The sequence below is a fragment of the Nitrobacter sp. 62-23 genome (assembly GCF_001897285.1).
Lineage (GTDB): Bacteria > Pseudomonadota > Alphaproteobacteria > Rhizobiales > Xanthobacteraceae > Nitrobacter.
Map to the genome: position 1 here is coordinate 1 of NZ_MKSM01000137.1, position 19,459 is coordinate 19,459.

General features: G+C 63.3%; 21 protein-coding genes and 1 pseudogene. 10 read left to right on the forward strand and 12 right to left on the reverse strand.

Annotation, left to right across the window (positions count from 1 at the left end):
• Positions 1–13: 13 nt before the first annotated feature.
• A complete protein-coding gene (locus BGO16_RS16805; RefSeq protein WP_292620306.1) occupies positions 14–1,243 on the forward strand; it encodes an argininosuccinate synthase in 1,230 nt (409 codons plus the stop codon).
• Positions 1,244–1,331: 88 nt separating this feature from the next.
• Here the strand turns inward: BGO16_RS16805 and BGO16_RS18205 are convergent, their stop codons facing one another.
• A complete protein-coding gene (locus BGO16_RS18205) occupies positions 1,332–2,315 on the reverse strand; it encodes an OmpA family protein (protein WP_363092322.1) in 984 nt (327 codons plus the stop codon).
• Between the two features lie 413 nt (positions 2,316–2,728).
• On the opposite strand from BGO16_RS18205, the gene BGO16_RS18210 reads away from it, so the two are divergent.
• Positions 2,729–3,172, forward strand: a complete 444-nt coding sequence (locus tag BGO16_RS18210; protein ID WP_363092324.1) for a hypothetical protein — start codon at positions 2,729–2,731, stop codon at positions 3,170–3,172.
• 248 nt (positions 3,173–3,420) lie between these two features.
• Here the strand turns inward: BGO16_RS18210 and BGO16_RS16815 are convergent, their stop codons facing one another.
• Positions 3,421–3,657, reverse strand: a complete 237-nt coding sequence (locus BGO16_RS16815) for a hypothetical protein (protein WP_292620210.1) — start codon at positions 3,655–3,657, stop codon at positions 3,421–3,423.
• Positions 3,658–3,853: 196 nt separating this feature from the next.
• Between BGO16_RS16815 and BGO16_RS16820 the strand changes: the two genes are divergently transcribed.
• Positions 3,854–4,282, forward strand: a complete 429-nt coding sequence (locus tag BGO16_RS16820) for a CAP domain-containing protein (protein WP_292620211.1) — start codon at positions 3,854–3,856, stop codon at positions 4,280–4,282.
• Between the two features lie 33 nt (positions 4,283–4,315).
• Here the strand turns inward: BGO16_RS16820 and BGO16_RS16825 are convergent, their stop codons facing one another.
• The 5 genes and pseudogenes from BGO16_RS16825 to BGO16_RS16845 form a co-directional block, all read right to left on the reverse strand.
• Entirely contained in the window at positions 4,316–5,098 is a 783-nt protein-coding gene (locus tag BGO16_RS16825; RefSeq protein WP_292620212.1) for a succinate dehydrogenase iron-sulfur subunit, read from the reverse strand.
• 178 nt (positions 5,099–5,276) lie between these two features.
• Complete coding sequence (gene sdhA / locus BGO16_RS16830; RefSeq protein WP_292620213.1) at positions 5,277–7,097, reverse strand: succinate dehydrogenase flavoprotein subunit; 1,821 nt, start codon at positions 7,095–7,097, stop codon at positions 5,277–5,279.
• 3 nt (positions 7,098–7,100) lie between these two features.
• Positions 7,101–7,475 (reverse strand): succinate dehydrogenase, hydrophobic membrane anchor protein, encoded by a 375-nt coding sequence (gene sdhD, locus BGO16_RS16835; protein ID WP_292620308.1) that lies wholly within the window; start codon positions 7,473–7,475, stop codon positions 7,101–7,103.
• Positions 7,476–7,504: 29 nt separating this feature from the next.
• Positions 7,505–7,903, reverse strand: a complete 399-nt coding sequence (gene sdhC / locus BGO16_RS16840) for a succinate dehydrogenase, cytochrome b556 subunit (protein WP_292620214.1) — start codon at positions 7,901–7,903, stop codon at positions 7,505–7,507.
• 215 nt (positions 7,904–8,118) lie between these two features.
• Positions 8,119–9,629, reverse strand: a pseudogene (locus tag BGO16_RS16845) (malonyl-CoA synthase).
• A gap of 164 nt (positions 9,630–9,793) precedes the next feature.
• Here BGO16_RS16845 and BGO16_RS16850 point away from each other — a divergent pair.
• From BGO16_RS16850 to BGO16_RS16860, 3 genes are all read left to right on the forward strand, one after another.
• Positions 9,794–10,423 (forward strand): cytochrome b/b6 domain-containing protein, encoded by a 630-nt coding sequence (locus BGO16_RS16850; RefSeq protein ID WP_292620216.1) that lies wholly within the window; start codon positions 9,794–9,796, stop codon positions 10,421–10,423.
• 94 nt (positions 10,424–10,517) lie between these two features.
• A complete protein-coding gene (locus BGO16_RS16855; RefSeq protein WP_292620217.1) occupies positions 10,518–11,303 on the forward strand; it encodes a molybdopterin-dependent oxidoreductase in 786 nt (261 codons plus the stop codon).
• An 84-nt stretch (positions 11,304–11,387) separates the two neighbouring features.
• Positions 11,388–11,897, forward strand: a complete 510-nt coding sequence (locus tag BGO16_RS16860) for a superoxide dismutase family protein (RefSeq protein ID WP_292620218.1) — start codon at positions 11,388–11,390, stop codon at positions 11,895–11,897.
• A 115-nt stretch (positions 11,898–12,012) separates the two neighbouring features.
• On the opposite strand, the gene BGO16_RS16865 is transcribed toward BGO16_RS16860, so the two are convergent.
• Entirely contained in the window at positions 12,013–13,230 is a 1,218-nt protein-coding gene (locus tag BGO16_RS16865) for a YbfB/YjiJ family MFS transporter (protein ID WP_292620220.1), read from the reverse strand.
• 201 nt (positions 13,231–13,431) lie between these two features.
• Here BGO16_RS16865 and leuB point away from each other — a divergent pair, with 201 nt between their 5' ends.
• Positions 13,432–14,544, forward strand: coding sequence for a 3-isopropylmalate dehydrogenase (gene leuB / locus BGO16_RS16870; protein ID WP_292620221.1), 1,113 nt, complete (start codon positions 13,432–13,434; stop codon positions 14,542–14,544).
• Positions 14,545–14,660: 116 nt separating this feature from the next.
• Here the strand turns inward: leuB and BGO16_RS16875 are convergent, their stop codons facing one another.
• Positions 14,661–15,053, reverse strand: coding sequence for a hypothetical protein (locus tag BGO16_RS16875; RefSeq protein WP_292620222.1), 393 nt, complete (start codon positions 15,051–15,053; stop codon positions 14,661–14,663).
• Positions 15,054–15,522: 469 nt separating this feature from the next.
• Between BGO16_RS16875 and BGO16_RS16880 the strand changes: the two genes are divergently transcribed.
• Positions 15,523–16,557, forward strand: coding sequence for an aspartate-semialdehyde dehydrogenase (locus BGO16_RS16880; RefSeq protein WP_292620223.1), 1,035 nt, complete (start codon positions 15,523–15,525; stop codon positions 16,555–16,557).
• Between the two features lie 84 nt (positions 16,558–16,641).
• On the opposite strand, the gene leuD is transcribed toward BGO16_RS16880, so the two are convergent.
• Both leuD and BGO16_RS16890 read right to left on the reverse strand, forming a co-directional pair.
• Positions 16,642–17,247 carry a 3-isopropylmalate dehydratase small subunit gene (gene leuD, locus BGO16_RS16885; RefSeq protein WP_292620224.1) on the reverse strand — a complete coding sequence of 202 codons (606 nt, stop codon included), beginning with the start codon at positions 17,245–17,247 and terminating at the stop codon, positions 16,642–16,644.
• A gap of 146 nt (positions 17,248–17,393) precedes the next feature.
• The gene (locus BGO16_RS16890) at positions 17,394–17,792 is read right to left on the reverse strand and encodes a metallopeptidase family protein (RefSeq protein ID WP_292620225.1); all 399 of its coding nucleotides are present in this window, start codon (positions 17,790–17,792) and stop codon (positions 17,394–17,396) included.
• A gap of 124 nt (positions 17,793–17,916) precedes the next feature.
• Between BGO16_RS16890 and BGO16_RS16895 the strand changes: the two genes are divergently transcribed.
• Complete coding sequence (locus BGO16_RS16895; RefSeq protein WP_292620227.1) at positions 17,917–18,252, forward strand: hypothetical protein; 336 nt, start codon at positions 17,917–17,919, stop codon at positions 18,250–18,252.
• A 229-nt stretch (positions 18,253–18,481) separates the two neighbouring features.
• Here the strand turns inward: BGO16_RS16895 and BGO16_RS16900 are convergent, their stop codons facing one another.
• On the reverse strand, positions 18,482–18,883 hold the full coding sequence (locus BGO16_RS16900; protein WP_292620229.1) for a hypothetical protein: 402 nt from the start codon (positions 18,881–18,883) through the stop codon (positions 18,482–18,484).
• A 214-nt stretch (positions 18,884–19,097) separates the two neighbouring features.
• Between BGO16_RS16900 and BGO16_RS16905 the strand changes: the two genes are divergently transcribed.
• Positions 19,098–19,394 carry a hypothetical protein gene (locus tag BGO16_RS16905; RefSeq protein WP_292620231.1) on the forward strand — a complete coding sequence of 99 codons (297 nt, stop codon included), beginning with the start codon at positions 19,098–19,100 and terminating at the stop codon, positions 19,392–19,394.
• Positions 19,395–19,459: the final 65 nt, after the last annotated feature.

Consider the following 19,459-nt stretch of genomic DNA (forward strand, 5'->3'; position numbering starts at 1 on the left):
CCACAGGATTTTCATGAGCAAGAAGGTGAAGAAGGTGGTGCTCGCCTATTCGGGCGGGCTCGACACCTCGATTATCTTGAAATGGTTGCAGACCACCTATGGCGCCGAGGTCGTGACCTTCACGGCCGATCTCGGTCAGGGCGAGGAACTTGAGCCGGCGCGCAAGAAGGCGCAGTTGCTCGGTATCAAGGACGAGAACATTTTCATCGAGGATTTGCGCGAGGAATTCGTCCGCGACTACGTGTTCCCGATGTTTCGCGCCAACGCGGTCTATGAGGGCCAGTATCTGCTGGGCACCTCGATCGCGCGACCGCTGATTGCGAAAAAGCAGATCGAGATCGCCGAGAAAGTCGGGGCCGATGCGGTCGCGCACGGCGCGACAGGCAAGGGAAACGATCAGGTCCGCTTCGAACTCGGCTATTACGCGCTGAAGCCCGACATCACCATCATCGCGCCGTGGCGCGAGTGGGACCTCCGTTCACGTGAGCAATTGATCGCGTTCGCCGAGCAGTATCAGATCCCGATCGCCAAGGACAAGCGCGGCGAAGCGCCGTTCTCGGTCGACGCCAACCTTTTGCACGCCTCCAGCGAGGGCAAGGTGCTGGAAGACCCGGCGCAGGAAGTGCCGGACTACGTGTATTCGCGCACCATCGATCCGCAGGCCGCGCCGGATCAGCCGACCTATATCACGATCGATTTCGAGCAGGGCGATGCGGTCGCCATTGACGGCAACAGGATGTCTCCCGCGGCCTTGCTTGCGAAGCTGAACGAACTCGGCCGCGCCAACGGCATCGGCAGGCTCGACCTGGTCGAGAACCGGTTCGTCGGCATGAAGTCACGCGGCATGTACGAGACGCCCGGCGGCACCATTCTTCTCGTCGCTCATCGCGGCATCGAGCAGATCACGCTCGATCGCGGCGCTGCGCATCTGAAGGATGAGCTGATGCCGAAATATGCCGAGCTGATCTATAACGGCTTCTGGTTCTCCCCGGAGCGCGAAATGCTGCAGGCCGCGATCGATCACAGCCAGCAATATGTCACCGGGCAGGTGCGGCTCAAGCTCTACAAGGGCAACGTCATCCTCGCCGGTCGCGATAGCAAATACTCGCTGTACGATCAGGACCTCGTCACCTTCGAGGAAGGGGCGGTGGCCTATGATCATCGCGACGCGGCCGGTTTCATCAAGCTCAACGCGCTGCGGCTGCGCACGCTCGGCCAGCGCAGGAAGAAGCTGGGGTTGTAGGGTTCGCGCCTGTGCCTGCGTATGACAGCGAACAATAACAAAAATGGCCGGGATCGCTCCCGGCCATTCGCATGTGTTGAACCGCGTATCAGCGCGGCGGGGGTGGCGCGGCGGAGGCCGATCCGCCGTCCAGCAGCGGCGTAATGCGGCGCACGGTGACGCGCCGGTTCTCCCGCGAGGGACCGTCGGTCTGCACCTTCAGGCTCTGCTCGCCGTAGCCCTGCGTCACCAGGTTTTCGGGCGGCACCTGGAATCGCTGGGTCAGCAACTCGGCGGCAGATTGCGCGCGGCGGTCCGATAGCGACAGGTTGTCGACGTCGTTGCCAACCGCATCGGTATGACCCTCGATCAGGAACACCTCGCTTGGGTTGCGGGTGATCGCGCGATTGATGCCGTCGCCGATCACCTGCAGTTTCGATGCCTGATCGGAAGAGATGTCCCACGATCCGGTCTCGAAGTTGATGGTGTCGAGATCGATGCTCGGCATCCGCGCGCGCACCATCGGGCTGTAGCGGACTTCATCGAGCGTATAGGCGCGCTCGATCGGCTCCACTGGCGGCGCCAGCAGCGTATCATAGATCACCTCCGGCGGCGCATCTTCGGCCTCGACGATGTAGCGGTCGCGCGGAATTGCGATGCGCGGTGGCGGCAGCGAGACGAAGTAACCGCCGATCGCGCCGGCCACCGCGCCGGCGGCGAAGCCGGCCGCCCCGCCGTAGCCGCGGCGGTTGTCGATGATGATCACTTCGTGACCGCGCTGATCGCGGCGGATTCGCCGCAGCATCCGCCCGTCGCGGTCGTTGATCGTGATGATCTGCGTGCCGTCCGGCCGCGTCACCACGTTGCGGGTGTCGTTGCCGACCCGCTCCTGGCGGACATCGCGCGCGCCATAGCGGAAGCGATCTTCCTCGTTGTGCCGAATGAAAGACTGCCCGCTCGGGTCGCGCACGATGACACGGCCCGGTTCGGTGATGATGGTGCGGCCGCCCTGTTCGGTCTGCCGCCGCTCGGAGCGGAACGCGTCGATGTTGTGCGGTCCCTGCCGTGCTGTGCCGGGCGCGATCGGTACCAATTCCTGCACCCCTGACGGTGGCGGCGGCAGCGGGGCCGTGACGGTAGGCGGTCCGTGACGGGAGACGGGCGTGCCGGGCGGCAGCGCCGTTCGGTTGCCAGGAGCGGAAGGCTGGTAGTCCGCCTTCGTTCCGTTCGGGGCTCCGGCCGGCGGCGTGGCGGCGGGCGGAGCCGGAGGGGCGGATGTCGCGCGGGGCGACGTCGGAGCCGCTGTCGGTGCTGCAGTCGGTGCTGCCGGCGTCGTGCCGGGCGCCGGGGCCGTTTGCGCGGGCGTTGCGCCGCCCGGTTGGCCTCCGCGGCCAGCCGGCGGGCCCCCGCGTCCACCGGGTCCGGTATGCTCGCGTCCAGGTCCACCACGGCCTCCCTCGCCGCGTCGCGCCGGGCTCGGCTCAGCGTTGGCAGGCGGCGCAGTTTGTGGTTGCGCGGTCGGAGCAGGCGTCGGCGCCGGTCTTGCTGCGGCCGGCGGCGGTGGCGCGTTTTTCGATGGAGACGGCGGCGCGGCGGCGGCTGGCGGCGCGGGAGACTTCGGGGCTGCTGGAGGCGTCGCAGGTGCGGCTCGCGGCTCGGCTGGAGGCGTTGCGTGTGACGGTGGTGTCGCCGGCCTTGGCCGCTCGGCTGTCGGCGGGGCAGGCCGTGCTGCAGCAGGCGGCGGCGCCGCCGTTCTCGGCGGTTCTGCATGAGGCGGAGCGGGCCGCGCCGGCGCGCCGGGAGGGGCTTGATGATTCGGCGCGGCGTTCGGTGACTGACCTCTCCGCCTTCGCTCGCCCTCGCTCTGTTCGGCCGGCGCGGAAGCCTGCGCGAGTTGGACCGGCGCGGATTGCGCGTGTGACGGCGGCGGCGTCAACGACGCGACAGTGAGAGCCGACGTGGCCAGCAGCAGCAGGCGAAAGTTCGTCATGACAATCTTTCTTTATCCCAACAAAAATTTCGGCAACGAGCGCGAGCTTGCTGGCCGATGGTGACGGTGGCGTGATCAACGGATAGCGATACGGCTGTAATGTGGCGGCGGTCGGCGGCGAAGGACGATTTATTTGTGGGCGCGCCTGATGAAAAGCGTCCGGAATTCATGTCGCATTCAGCTGCTACGCCAGCGGCCTCGCGCGTTGCTACCTGAGCACATCGGTTGCAGGTGGTTGGGCGGGCGGAGCCGGGGGAGCCGGTGTCGGCAATTCCTCCGGCGTCTGGCCCGGCATTTCTCGCGGAGGCGGGGGTGGCGCGTCCGGCTCGTGCACTGGCGGGGGAATGTCGGGACCAGGCTGCGGACTTCCAGGCGGTGCTTCGCGCGGTGGCTCCGTCGGACGGCCCGGCTTGACGGGCGGCACTTCCGTCGGTTGAATATCCATCGCGTGTCTCCACCGAAGTTAACGTGTGGCAATAAGCCGATCCGCAATTTCCATGACCTTGGAGGATCGGGAATCTCATGACCTTGGAGGATCGGGAATCTCTTGCGGACCTAACGGTTCATGCAGCGCGATGTTCCCTTAGCCGCTGTCTCGTCGCGGAGCGGGACGTCGTGGAACTTGAGGTGAGGGGCTTCGCATGAAATTCATTTCACCGGCTGCGGTCGCGGTGTTGGCCATGGTCGCGAACAGCGTGGCTCATGCGGGCGGCTGCGCATCCGAGATCAGCGCCTATCGCCGCGCCCATGGACTGACAGCCGTTCGCGCCGATGCAGCACTCGATCGGATCGCGCGACAACAAGCCGCGGCGATGGCGCGGGCGGAAACGATCAGCCACGACGTGAATGGCAATTTCTTCGTCCGGATCGCGCCGGTCCATCGACGGCTGGCGGCCGAGAATGTCGCGGCCGGTTTTCTCACTTGCGCCGAAACGATCAGGCAATGGGCCGAGAGCAGCGGACATCGCGCCAATCTTCAGATGCCGGGCGCGCGGCGTGTCGGCGTCGCATCGGTTGCAAAGCCGTCATCGCCCTATCGGCGCTTCTGGGCCATGGTGATCACGGATTGAGGTGATGCGCGCGGCTCGTTATCGCGCTGCCTATCACATCTGCCGCTCGACCAGCTTCAGCTTCAGCATGGCGATGGCCTCCGCCGGGTTCAGGTTCTTCGGACAGGCCTTGGTGCAATTCAGGATGGTGTGGCAACGATAGAGCCGGAACGGATCCTCGAGGTAGTCGAGGCGCTCGCCGGTGGCTTCGTCGCGCGAATCGCTAACCCATCGCGCCGCCTGCAGCAGCGCGGCGGGGCCGAGAAAGCGGTCGCTGTTCCACCAGTAGCTCGGACAAGCCGTCGAACAGCAGGCGCACAGGATGCACTCGTAGAGGCCGTCGAGCTTTTCGCGGTCGTCGCGGCTCTGCCGCCATTCCTTCTGCGGCGTCGGCGTCGTGGTCTTCAGCCATGGTTCGATTGAGGCGTATTGCGCGTAAAAATTCGTCAAGTCCGGCACGAGGTCCTTCACCACGGGCTGGTGCGGCAGCGGACTAACCTTCACCGCGTCGGCGGCGACGTCGTGCATCGATTTGGTGCAGGCCAGCGTATTCTGGCCGTTGATGTTCATGGCGCAGGAGCCGCACACGCCCTCGCGGCAGGAGCGGCGGAAGGTCAGGGTCGGATCGATATGGTCCTTGATCCAGATCAGGCCGTCGAGCACCCTCGGGCCGCACTCGTTGACGTCGACGTAAAAGGTGTCGATGCTGGGATTGCTGTCATCGTCTGGATTCCAGCGGTAGACCTTGAATTCGCGCGTTTCGGTCGCGCCTTCCGGCTTCGGCCAGGTCTTGCCGCCGGTCACCTTTGAGTTTCTCGGAAGCGCGAATTTAACCATCGGTCTGGTCCCACCTTTTCGTCATTCCGGAATGCGTTCGGGGCGGCGATAGCCGGCCGGATGCAGGTCCGAAACCCATACTCTACTCTTCACCCGGTCCACGGATTCCGGGTTCGCTCGCTTTTGCTCGCGTCCCGGAAGTCCGGCCTGTGAAAGTTCTGTCTCAAATTTTTGTCTCTCAATATACCCGCGCTTTCGGCGGGATATACTGAACGTCGTTGGTCATCGTGAAATCGTGCACCGGGCGATAATCGATCGTGGTGATGCCGCGATCGCCCAGTCGCGCCAGCGAATGCTTCATCCAGTTCTGATCGTCGCGGTTGGGGTAATCCTCGCGCGCATGGGCGCCGCGGCTTTCGGTCCGGTTGGCGGCGCATTCCATCGTCACCACCGCCTGGGAGATGAGATTGTCGTATTCCATCGTCTCCACCAGGTCCGTGTTCCACACCAGCGAGCGATCGAACACGGCGATGTCGGCGATCCCGTCATAAACCTTGTGAATCAGTTTCTGACCTTCGGTCAGGACGTCACGGGTACGGAAAACCGCGCAGTTGGCCTGCATCACCCGCTGCATGCTCTCGCGCAGCCTCGCGGTCGGCGTGCCGCCGGACGCGTAACGGAATTTGTCGAGGCGGCCGAGCGCCATCTCGCTGGAGTTTGCGGGAAGATCCGGCTGCTCGGCGCCGGCGGTGAGCTTCTCGGCGCAGCGCTGGGCGGCGGCGCGGCCGAACACCACGAGGTCGATCAGCGAATTGGAGCCGAGGCGGTTGGCGCCATGCACGGAGACGCAGGCGGCTTCGCCCACCGCCATTAGCCCCGGCACGACCGCATTGTCGTCGCCGGTCTTCTTTGTGACGACTTCGCCATGAAAGTTGGTGGGGATGCCGCCCATGTTGTAGTGCACGGTCGGCAGGATCGGTATCGGCTCCCGGGTGACGTCGACGCCGGCGAATATCTTTACCGACTCCGAGATGCCGGGCAGCCGCTCGTGCAACACCTTGGGGTCGAGATGGTCGAGATGCAGGAAGATATGGTCTTTCTTCTTGCCGACGCCGCGGCCTTCGCGAAGTTCGATCGTCATCGCGCGCGAGACCACGTCGCGCGAGGCGAGGTCCTTGGCGGAGGGCGCATAGCGTTCCATGAAACGCTCGCCCTCGGCGTTGACGAGATAGCCGCCTTCGCCGCGCGCGCCTTCCGTGACGAGGCAGCCCGAACCGTAGATGCCGGTCGGGTGGAACTGGACGAACTCCATATCCTGGAGCGGCAGCCCTGCGCGCAGCGCCATGCCGCCGCCGTCGCCGGTACAGATGTGCGCCGAGGTGCAGGAGGCGTAGGCGCGTCCGTAGCCGCCGGTGGCGAGGATGGTGGTTTGGGCGCGGAAGCGGTGCAGGGTGCCATCGTCGAGCTTCAGCGCGATCACGCCGCGGCAGACGCCCTGATCGTCCATGATGAGGTCGATGGCGAAGAACTCGATGAAGAATTCCGCGGCGTGGCGTAGCGCCTGGCCATACATCGTGTGCAGCATCGCATGGCCGGTGCGGTCGGCAGCAGCGCAGGTGCGCTGGGCCTGGCTCTTGCCGTAATCGATGGTCATGCCGCCGAACGAGCGCTGGTATATTTTACCGTCTTCGGTGCGCGAGAACGGCACGCCCCAATGCTCGAGTTCGTAGACCGCCTCCGGCGCGTTGCGCACCATGTATTCGATGCAGTCCTGATCGCCGAGCCAGTCCGATCCCTTGACGGTATCGTACATGTGCCAGCGCCAGTCGTCCTTGTGCATGTTGCCGAGCGAGGCGGAGATGCCGCCCTGCGCCGCAACGGTGTGCGAACGGGTGGGAAATACCTTGGTGATGCAGGCGGTGCGCAGGCCGGCCTCGCCGCAACCCACGACGGCCCGCAGGCCGGCTCCGCCGGCGCCGACGACGACGACGTCATAAGTGTGGTCTTCGATGGGATAGGCCTTGCCGTTGGCGGCCGCCGCGCTGCCGTTTCCGGCCATGCACTACACTCCGGATGACAGTTTGAAGATGGCATAAGTGGCGGCGAGCGCCAGTGTGACGGAGAAGAAATTGTTGGCCATGATCGACATCAGCTTGATCTTCTCGTCGTGCACGTAATCTTCGATGATCACCTGCATTCCGATCTTCATGTGCCAGATGCTGGCGATGACGAACAGCAGCATGATGATGGCGATCGGCGGCGAGCCGAGAATCTGCGCCGCGCCGGCCTGGTTGCGGCCGAGCAGGATCATCATGACCACGACCATCGGCACGATCAGCAGGACCATGGCGACCGCGGTCACGCGCTGCCGCCAGAAGTCCTTGGTTCCGGAATGGGCGGCGCCGAGGTTGCGAACCCGTCCCAGCGGCGTCCGCATCGACTTCGGACGGGAAAGCGGCTGCATGGTCATCGTCCGCCTCCGATCGCATAGGCCACGATCCACAGCAGCACCGTGAGCAGGATGCCGCCGATCAGCGTTGCCCGGGTGAGCCATTCCCGCTCAGCGGGCTTGAATCCATAACCGAGATCCCAGACCAGGTGCCGAACGCCGCTCAGCATGTGGTGCATCAGCGCCCATGTGTATCCGAATGCGATCAGCTGGCCGATCCAACTCGCGGTGAACGACTGGACCGCAGCGTAGGCGCCGGGCCCGGATGACACCGCAAACAGCCACCAGACCAGGAGCAGGGTTCCGAAATAGAGCGCCATGCCGGTCGCGCGGTGGACGATGGACAATGTCATCGTCAGGGTCCAGCGGTAAATTTGTATGTGCGGCGAAAGCGGACGTTCGATTCTGATAGTCATCGATGCCTTCGCTGGTTGCGGGCGCGCGGCGCCACCCGGTTGGGATTCCGCGACAAGCAATTCTGCACATATACTTATGGAGTCAAAACAGCCTGCGCAACGCTCAAATCGCTATTTGCGAATGGCAGTTCAGGGCTAGCGCATTCACTTTTCCTTAACATACCCCGCAGTGGACCGGATCCTGAAGCGCGATTCATGGCTGCTCCGGGCTAACTTCACTCATAGAGATCAGCATAGGTGTCGCGCAGGATATTCTTCTGCACCTTGCCCATGGCGTTGCGGGGCAGCTCGTCAATGAAGATCACGCGCTTCGGCATCTTGAATTTGGCCACCCGCTGCTCAAGCGCGCCAAGCACCCCGGCCTCGGTCACCTCGATGCCCTTGTCGCGGACCACGAGAGCGGTGACGCCCTCGCCGAAGTCCGGGTGCGGCACGCCGATGACGGCGGTCTCGACCACGCCCGGCAGCGCGTCGATCTCGCTCTCGATTTCCTTCGGGTAGACGTTGAGGCCGCCCGATATCACGAGGTCGGTGCCGCGGCCGAGAATGTGTACGTAATCCTGCTCGTCCATTTTGCCGAGGTCGCCGGTGATGAAGAAGCCGTCGGGGCGAAACTCCGCCGTGGTCTTCTCCGGCATCCGCCAATAGCCCTTGAACACATTTGGGCCCTTGACCTCAATCATGCCGATAGCCTCGCGCGGCAGTTCCCTGCCGGTTTCGGGATCGGCGATGCGGACGCAGACGCCGGGCAGGGGAAGCCCCACAGCGCCGGGAACGCGATCGCCGTCATAGGGGTTCGACGTGTTCATGCCGGTCTCGGTCATGCCATAGCGTTCCAGCACGGCGTGACCGGTACGGGCCGACCATTCGCGGTTCGTGTCGGCGAGCAGCGGCGCCGAGCCGGAGATGAACAGCCGCATGTGGCTGGTCGATTCATGCGTCAGTGCCGGATTTTGCAGCAGGCGTGTGTAGAACGTCGGCACGCCCATCAGCACCGTGGCGCGCGCCATCAGTTCGATGACGAGGCCGGGCTCGAACTTCGGCAGGAAGATCATCGAGGCGCGCGCCAGCAGCGTGACATTGCTCGCCACGAACAGTCCGTGTGTGTGATAGATCGGCAGCGCGTGGATCAGCACGTCCTGGTCGGTGAAGCGCCAGCAGTCGACGAGGCTGGAGCGTTCGATGCCAGATTGTCGTGGGTCAGCATCGCGCCTTTGGAGCGTCCGGTGGTGCCGGAGGTGTAGAGAATCGCCGCAAGGTCATCTCGGGCCCGCGCGACCGTGATGTATTCGGGCCGTGCCGCCATTGCGGCTTCCGTCAGCGATCCTTTTCCATTGGCGTCAAGCGTTTCGACCCTGGCGCCGACCTTCGCCGTGATCGCCGCGAGGTCTTCCGCTTTCGACGGATCGCAGACCACTAGCGACGGCTCGGCGTCGGTGATGAAATAGTCGAGTTCGTTGAGGGTGTAGGCCGGGTTGAGCGGCAAATAGACCGCCCCGGCGCGCAACGCCGCAAGATAGAGCGCGAGATTCGGTACCGACTTTTCGACCTGAACGGCGACGCGGTCGCCCGGATTGAGGCCGCGCGCCGCCAGCACGTTGGCCAGCCGCCCCGAAAACGCGATCAGATCGCCATAGGTGATGCGGCGGCCGTCCGGCGTTTCGATCGCGAGCCGGTCTGCGTCGTCGAGATCGTCGAACAGGCGCGAAAACAGGTTGGCGGTCATGGCGGAGTTCCTGCTGGCTTTGATCCCGTCGGCCTGATCGCTAAGTTGTGACGCGTTGGTGTCTCGATCCGGTGATATTCGGCGATGCCGCAACCAATACCGGCATACAATATCTATACATCTTCCTCATGCGCCACTGACGGCCGACGGACGTGGATTTTCTCATGACAAGCATATCAGCCAGCGACGGCCGCACCGCCTCTCCTCCCGTCAAGGTTATTCAGCCGGCGTGGGTGCGCGTCGTTCACTGGATCAATGCGGCGGCGATGATCGTCATGATCATGTCGGGCTGGCAGATCTACAATGCCTCGCCGCTGTTCGACTTCACCTTCTCGCGTTCGATCACGCTCGGCGGCTGGCTCGCCGGCGGGTTGCTGTGGCATTTCGCGGCGATGTGGCTGTTGGTGGTCAACGGTCTCGTCTATCTTGGTCTCGGGCTCGCCACCGGGCGCTTCCGCCGGAAGCTATGGCCGATCACGCCATCGGGCGTTGCGGCCGATACCAAAGCGGCGCTGACCGGCAAGCTGTCCCATGCCGACCTGTCGAGATACAATCAGGTGCAGAAGCTGTTGTACGCCGCCATCATCCTTGTCGGGATCGTGGTGGTGCTGTCGGGCCTCTCGATCTGGAAACCGGTCCAGTTTCAGTGGCTGACGGCGGTGTTCGGCGGCTATGATTTCGCGCGCTATGTGCATTTCGCCTGCATGGCGCTGATCGTCGCGTTTCTGGTCGTGCATGTCGCGCTCGCGCTGCTGGTGCCAAAAAGCCTGCGCGCGATGGTTACAGGTCGCTAGGTCTGATCGGACCTGGCCTGATTCTTTTGATTGAGCATGAGCTTATCTGAAAACCGGTTTCCACTTTCGGGATCATGCTCTGGGAGAGCTAGTCATGCGCCGTCTCCGTTCGCTTCTGATCCCGGGCGTCGACAAAAAGCTGCTTGTCAGGGACGCGGCGAAATTGCTGCCCGATCCGGCGCGCCGCCGTTTCATCGCCGGGGGCGCCAGCCTCGGCGCATTGACCTTGCTGACCGGGTGCGACGTATCGGACAGCTTCTCGGCGGAGAAGCTGCTCACTCAGGTTTCAAAGTTCAACGACAAGGTGCAGGCCGCGATCTTCAATCCGAACACGCTGGCGCCGACCTATACGGAAGCCGACATCACTCGGCCGTTTCCCTTCAACGGCTACTATTCCGAGGATGAAGCGCCGGACATCGACCGCGAGGATTACACGTTCGAGGTGCGAGGGCTTGTCGACAACGTCAAATCATGGACGCTCGACGAACTTTACAAGCTGCCCGAGGTCACGCAGATCACCCGGCACGTCTGCGTCGAGGGATGGAGCGCAATCGGAAGCTGGAGCGGAACGCCGTTGCGCGATTTTCTCAAACTGGTCGGCGCAGACACCCGTGCGAAATATTGCTGGTTCCAGTGCGCGGATGTCGACGGCTACAACAGTCCGCTGGACATGGCGAGCGCGCTGCATCCGCAGACCCAGATGACGTTCAAGTTCGACGGCGAAATCCTGCCGCGCAAGTACGGCTATCCGATGAAGATCCGGGTTCCGACCAAGCTCGGCTTTAAAAACCCGAAATACGTGGTCTCGATGGAGGTCACCAACGACTACAAGGGCGGCTACTGGGAGGACCAAGGTTATAATTCCTTTAGCGGCATCTGACGCGACTGGCCGCTGCCATTTCCGGCTGCTATAGGTGGGCCGCACCGATATCCGAAGCCCTGATTCCCCAGCCGGAGGTTTTCCATGATCGCTCGTACCCTGTTCGCGGCGGCGACTCTCGTGACCATGACCGCGACCGCGGCTTCGGCCAATTCCGCCAAGGCTTCTCTGAAAAACGCCCAGGGCGCCGACGTCGGCACCGTCGAACTGACGCAGGTCGATGACGGGGTTCTGCTCAAGGCTGCCCTCAAAGGCCTGCCGCCCGGCGATCATGCTTTTCACATTCACGCGGTCGGCAAATGCGAGCCGCCGTTTACGTCGGCTGGCGGTCATTTCAATCCCGCCAACAAGAAGCACGGCATGATGGCGGCCGATGGTCACCACGCCGGCGACATGCCGAACCTCGTCGTGCCCGCCTCGGGCGAATTAAAATTCGAAGTGGTCAACACGGCCGTCACGCTCGACAAGGACAAGCCGAATTCGGTCCTGAAGCCGGACGGCACCGCCATCGTCATCCACGCGGCGGCGGACGACTACAAGACCGACCCGACCGGCGAGGCTGGCGGCCGCATCGCCTGTGGCGTCATCCAGTAGAGTCCATCACTGTCAGGTGGATCGGGATGGCGGTCTCCTTACCTCTCCCCGCCGGGGGAGAGGTCGGAGCCGAAGGCTCCGGGTGAGGGGCGTTTCACGCCTCACTCCAAATGACTCAGGATGTTGGATCGCGCCGTAGTCGCCGCTGGAACGCAGACAGGATCGCGCCGGCCGCGAGCATCGCCGCCGAGACGTTGAGCGCGTAGGACAGGCTGCCCATGGCGTCGGTGATCGCGCCGACCATGACAGGTCCGACCGTCTGTCCGATGCCGAAGGATATGGTCATTGCCGCGATTGCCGTGGGCCATGCCGCGGGCGGATAGTTGAAGCGCACGAACGCGGTGGTCGATGTCACCACCGCGAAAAACGACACGCCGAACACCAGCGCCGACAATCCGAGCAAGAGCGGCGTATGGCCCAGCAGCGGCAGCGCCGCGCCGATGGTGTTGACGCCGAGGACGATGGCCATGCTGAGACCGCCGCGGTCGAGGCCGAAGGTGCGCCGCCAGATCCACGGCGTAGCAAGCGTGCTCAGGCCGATCAGGCTCCAGAACGCGCTTTGCGCCAGCGCGCCGCCGCCCCCGTCGCGGACATAGGCGATCATGAACGTCATGTAGGCGATATAGCCGGCGCCGAACAGGAAGTAGCCTGCGAGGAAGATGATGGCGGGGCCAACCGCGAAGCGCCCCCGTGCGGTCTGCGGACCGCCCGCAGCGACGTCGAAGCGTGCGAGGAACATCGGCACCGTCATCACAAAAGCGAGCGCGGCCATCACCCACCACACGATCCACCATGATCCGGGCCCGAAATATTGCAGCACGAACGGCGCGACGAGACCCGATGAGAGAATGCCGATGCCGGGGCCGATGTAGAACAGGCTGATCAGGAAGTTCGATCGTGCCGGCTGCGACTGCGCGATCGTCGTGGCCAATGTTCCGCCGGCGACGAATCCGATCGCCGCGGCGATTCCGACGATCAAGCGGGCGAAGCTGAGAACGATGAAGTTTCCCGTCAGCGCGCAGAGCGCCAATGAGACGGCTGCGGCCGCCGTTGACCAGCGCGTGCTCGCCACGGTTCCGAAGCGCTTTGCGACCGAGGCCGCGATCAGCGCGCCGGCGAGGTAGCCGGCCGCATTGATCGTATTCATGAAGCCGGCAGCCGAATAGGACCAGCCGAGACTGTCGCGCATGTCCGGCAGCACCAGCGAATAGGCGAATCGGCCCAAGCCGAGGCCGACGGTGGCCGCAAGCGACAGGATCAGAATCAGCCGCGCGGGGCTCGCAGGCGCGTTTTGTGGGTCTAGTGCGCTCAACTCGAACCTCCGGCAGCGCATTGTGGCAGCTTCGGAAGGCGAGGCAATTGGCGCAAAGGCGTCTTGCCAACGGCGCAACGCCGTCCTAGCAATCGGCATTTCCGTCATTCCGAAGCGTGCCGAGCGCGAACCCGGAATCCATATCTGACATCTGGCTCCCGTATCGCCGGCGTTTGCACTCGGCGTCCGGAAGAACGCAATCCATCTCGCAAGGACTTCGTCATGGCGACTTACAAGCTGCTTCTCCTGCCCGGCGACGGCATCGGCCCGGAGGTGATGGCGGAGGTGAAGCGGCTGATCGGGTGGCTGGACGCGCAAGGCATCGTCAAATTCGAAACCGAGGACGGGCTCGTCGGCGGTGCGTCCTATGACGCCGACAAGGTCAGTGTCACCGACGCCACCATGGCGAGGGCGCTCGCCGCCGACGCCGTGCTGTTCGGCGCGGTCGGCGGCCCGAAGTGGGACCCGGTGCCCTACGAGGTGCGGCCGGAAGCCGGCCTGTTGCGGTTGCGCAAGGACCTCGCGCTCTACGCCAACCTGCGCCCGGCGATCTGCTATCCGGCGCTCGCGGAATCCTCCAGCCTCAAGCGGGATCTGGTCGAGGGGCTCGACATCATGATCGTGCGCGAACTGACCGGCGGGGTCTATTTCGGCGAGCCGAAAACCATCACCGATCTCGGCAACGGCCAGAAGCGCGCCGTCGACACCCAGGTCTACGACACCTACGAGATCGAGCGCATCGCGCGCGTCGCCTTCGATCTCGCCCGCAAGCGCCGCAACAAGCTGACGTCGATGGAGAAGAACAACGTCATGAAGTCGGGCGTATTGTGGAAGGAGGTCGTCGGCGCGGTTCACAAGCGCGAATACCCCGACGTCACGCTCGAGCATCAGCTCGCGGATTCTGGCGGCATGCAACTCGTGCGCCGTCCCAAGCAGTTCGACGTAATCGTCACCGACAACCTGTTTGGCGACATGCTTTCCGACATCGCGGCGATGCTGACGGGTTCGCTTGGCATGCTGCCGTCGGCCTCGCTCGGTGACGTCGATGCGAGCACCAAAAAGCGTCGTGCGCTCTACGAGCCTGTGCACGGCTCAGCGCCCGATATCGCGGGGCAGGGCGCGGCCAATCCGATCGCGATGCTGGCGTCGTTCGGGATGGCGCTGCGCTATTCTTTCGACATGGGCGAACTCGCCGACAAGCTCGATGCGGCGATCGCGGCGGTGCTCGCCAAGGGCCTGCGCACGGCCGACCTGAAATCCGAGGGTTCGACCGTTGTCAGCACCTCGCAGATGGGCGAGGCGGTGCTGAAGGAACTTCAGGCGCTGCACGCCTGAGTTCGAACGGCGTCGCCCCTGCCTGCGCGGACGACCATCGAATGCGGCACTTAACAAAAATGCCCGGTCGTGCCGGGCATTTTTCTTAAATTACTTAAAAAACGCCGAGGTTTGGTTCAGTACAACGGAAATGCCGTCGGATATCCGCCGAGATCGGACGGCGGGCTGAGCGGCTGCCGGTCGATCGGCCGGTTCAGGTTTTCGCGGGCGAACGAGGGATAACCGATGGCCGGCGGGAAGGCATAGTCGGTGAATTTGCGCTCGCCGGGCAGCACTTCGGTGCCGGCATCCAGCCACGAGCGCTTGGAGATATAGACACGGGTGCGCGGGCCGGACTGGTAGGACACATTCGGTCCGCTCGAACCATAAGCGCCGCTGCGATCATAGACTTTGCGTTTTGCCGCGCTCGCGTCGGTGGCGCCGAAGCCGACCGCGACGAAGGCCGCCGCCGCAAGCAACAGCGCGACGTTTTTCGCAGGCCCGGTCGCGGCGGAGAATTTCACAGTCATCGTGTCCTCATCGATCCGATTGACCACCTTTTTATCGTCCGGGGGGCTCGCGCCACAAGGCCAATCGGGCCACACCTTGGGAGAATAATGCAGCCGGGCCGGAAACGTTGCCTCGATCCGACGCGCATCGGCGCTAATGTGAGCGCATGTCCGGCATGGCGTGCTGAAACAGATGTGCCTTTCTTTTCAGTTAGATATAAGCCGCTGTCGGCATGGCCGCGCCCATGCGCGGGTTGGCATGGGGCGCGGTGCCGCGAACCATTCGGACCAGCAGTTTCATCTTCTCGCGCCAGCCCCGGCGAAGCGGGCAAAACCCAAGGGAGCGTTGGCGGACTGCTCGGACCGAATCGGTGATGTCAGGAACCAGGTCCGGCGTTGTCTTGAGGGCGTTTCTCGCATAGAAGCGCAGCGTCTTTCCGCGTTTCGCGCGCAGGCGACCCGGGAAGGCGATTTCTTCGGAGAGTGAACGATGGGTTACAAAGTCGCGCTGGTCGGAGCGACCGGCAATGTCGGGCGTGAAATGCTCAACATTCTGGACGAGCGGAAATTCCCCGCTGACGAGGTGGTGGCGCTGGCTTCGCGCCGCAGCGTCGGCACCGAAGTGTCCTACGGCGACAAAACCCTCAAAGTCAAAGCGCTGGAAAATCACGACTTCAGCGACGTCGATATTTGCCTGATGTCGGCCGGCGGCGCCGTCTCGAAGGAATGGTCGCCGAGGATCGGCGCGGCCGGCGCGGTCGTGATCGACAACTCGTCGACCTGGCGGATGGACCCGGACGTTCCGCTGATCGTGCCCGAGGTCAACGCGGACGCGGTCGCGGGTTTCACCAGGAAGAACATCATCGCCAATCCGAACTGCTCGACCGCGCAGCTTGTGGTGGCGTTGAAGCCGCTGCACGACAAGGCTGCCATCAAGCGCGTCGTGGTTTCGACCTACCAGTCGGTGTCCGGAGCTGGCAAGGAGGGGATGGACGAGTTGTTCGCGCAAACCAAGTCTGTCTACACCGCGAGCGAACTGGTTAACAAAAAGTTTCCAAAGCGTATCGCCTTCAACGTCATCCCCGAGATCGACGTGTTCATGGAGGACGGCTACACCAAGGAAGAATGGAAGATGATGGCGGAGACCAAGAAGATTCTTGATCCCAAAATCAGGCTGACCGCGACCTGCGTACGCGTGCCGGTGTTCATCGGCCATTCGGAGGCCGTCAGCATCGAGTTCGAAAAGCCGATCACGCCGGACGAGGCGCGCAGCATCCTGCGCAACGCGCCGGGTTGTCTCGTGATCGACAAGCACGAGCCGGGCGGCTACGTCACGCCGTACGAATCGGCCGGCGAGGACGCTACCTACATCAGCCGCATCCGCGAGGATGCGACGGTGGAGAATGGCCTGTCGATGTGGGTCGTCTCCGATAATCTTCGCAAGGGCGCGGCATTGAACGCGGTGCAGATCGCCGAGTGCCTGATCAACCGCAAGCTGATCAGCGCCAAGCAGAAGGCTGCCTGACGGTTACTGCGCTTTGCGAGCAATCTCCGCCTCGTTCGAGCGTCCCCATAGGTGGCGACCTATGCCGTCGGGCGGCGACAGTGGTCAGGCCCAGGCGCGTTCGCGCCTCGCCTTGTCCTCAAAGCTGTCGATCGCCGCCTTCTTTTCCATCGTCAGGCCGATGTCGTCGAGTCCGTTCAGCAGGCAGTGCTTGCGGAACGGATCGATGTCGAATGTCACCTTGCCCCCATCGGGACCGCGGATTTCCTGATTGGCGAGATCGATGGTCAGCGTCGCGTTGGCGCCGCGCTCGGCGTCGTCGAACAGCTTGTCGAGGTCGACCTGCGTCACGCGGATCGGCAGAATGCCGTTCTTGAAGCAGTTGTTGTAGAAGATGTCGCCGAACGAAGTCGAGATCACGCAGCGGATGCCGAAATCGAGCAGCGCCCACGGCGCGTGCTCGCGCGACGAACCGCAGCCAAAATTGTCGCCGGCGACCAGGATTTTGGCGTTGCGATAGGCCGGCCTGTTGAGAACGAAATCCGGATTTTCCGAGCCGTCTTCCCTGTAGCGCTGTTCCGAGAAAAGTCCCCTGCCAAGGCCGGTGCGCTTGATGGTCTTCAGATACTGCTTCGGAATGATCATGTCGGTGTCGACATTGATGATCTTCAGCGGCGCCGCGACGCCTTCCAGCGTTGTGAACTTGTCCATGGCAGTGTCCTCGTGAGCAGCAATTCTATCCCGATCCCGGCCTTGATCCAAGGTCCATCGGTGATTTTGCATTGACCGGTTTTCTTCACGCGAACCGGTGCCCATCCTCTGGTCAAGCCCGAGGACATGCTTCGCTTGAAAACGCTCTAACCCGCCTGCGCCTCGATCGCCTCGATGTCGGCATCGGAGAGCCCGAAGTGGTGGCCGATTTCGTGGACCAGCACATGGCTGATGATACCAGCGAGCGTTTCATCATGCTCGGCCCAGTAGTCGATGATGGGACGGCGGTAGAGCCAGATCAGATTGGGCAGCCTGGCAATATCGTCGTTGCTCTGGAACGGCAGGCCCGTGCCCTGAAAGAGTCCGAGCAGATCATATTCGCTGCCGGCCTCCATTTCGTCCAGCACCTCGTCGGTGGGGAAATCCTCGACGCGGATGATGAGACCCTCGCACAGCCGGCGGAAACGCTCGGGCAGGCGCGCAAACGCCTCGTGCGCCATGGCTTCCATGTCAGCCAGCGAGGGGGCTTTGGCGGACGTCCACATGAGTCTGTTTAACCCGTGTTTCGTCGTCATCGCACCGGTTTTTTGCGATCGGGGCGCTCTCTTGCGGTTGACGCGGGCGCGGCAATCGGAGACCGTTCGCTGCAGGGGCAATCGGGGCACGGTCATGAACGTCAGGATGACGGCGGCGGGGCTTGCGGCGGGGGCAGCAATGTTGCTGCTGTTACTGTTGTTGCTGGTGCCGGGTACGCTGCTGTTTGTCTACGGTGCGCAGGCGCAGACCGCGGCGCGTAGCGCGGATCGCGCCGCGCCCTCGGACCTGTCGGCCCAGACGCGGCGGCCGCGCGTGCGCATCTATCGCGAGGACGATCGCGGAGTTTATCCGAGCTACAATCCCGGTCCCGACGCCGTGCGCGACTGCACCGCTCACTATGTGCAGGAGTTTCGCCCGAGCGGTACGGTGATTGTCCCGCGGATGACCTGTTACTGGCGCCACGGCTGACGATCCGCGGGCGGGCCGGCTTCATAAATTCGTTTTCAACGTGCGTGGGGCTGCGGGTGCGTGCGGCGCATTGTCGCCTCGCATAATTACGACGGTGTATTCACATCGTATTCAGATCGTTGCTCCTAGCCTGCGTCGCACGTAGCGCGGCGGAAACGGAACCATCTGCTGTCGGTCGTGGTTATCGATGTTCTTCCATGGAGGTCCCATAATGCATCTGAAGAAAATTTTAGGGTTTGCCGCTCTTGGCGCGCTTTTGGTTGCGGCGACTCCCGCGCAGCAGGCGCAGGCGGCAACGCCGGTCAGTCCGGGTATCGCCGCGGCCGAGCAGGGCGACGCCGGCAAGCTGACCACACAGGTGCAGTGGGGGCATCATCCCCATTCCCATTGGCGGCATCATCGCCATTGGCATCAGCCCCGCCATTGGCACCATCCCCGACATCACCACCACTGGCATCATCGACATCATCACCACCATCGACATCATCGTCACTGGCGCTGATCTGATCAGGCTGGAGAATCTCGTTTCAGGAAGTCGAACAGGCCCGCATCGCGGGCCTGTTTTTTGAGACAGCGCGCTGTGATCAACCGTAAGGTCGGACGGACCGTGCGCGAAGAAGCGATGGCCCATGATCTTGAATTGACGCGTTTCTTCACGCGAACCGGTATAAGACCAAGGACATGCTTCGCTCGAAAAACGTTACAGGCATGATTTTCGAAAAGTGGAAACCGGTCTTGGACAAGATCATGCTCAATCAGAGGGTAGATTTCAGAAAGGTTAGATGGGACCCTGCTTCAATCCGGTTGGATCAGGTTCTATCGTGTGAATTCTATAGGGAGTTGCCATGAAGACATATCTCGGCATGAGCCTGGCGGTGGTGATCATGACGTTGTCGGGCGCGGCATCTGTCCACAGTGCGGAGGCGACCGTGCGCGCGCGAGCCGTTGCCGCGCAGTCCGCGGCGGTGACCGACGTGAGTGCGGTCCATCGCTCCGGCCGGAGTTATCGCCATCGGCACCATCGCCCGCGCGTTTACGTGCACGGCCGGCGTTATTACGAAAGGCCGGCTTTCTACGTGCCGCGGGGGCCGGCGCCGTTTTTCCCGTTCGGCTTCGGTTACGGCCTCGATCCATCCTGGTGAGGACCACGGGTCGAAGCTCCGGAAGACCATCGGCTTCAGACGAGAGCTTCGCTTCTGTTCAGTCA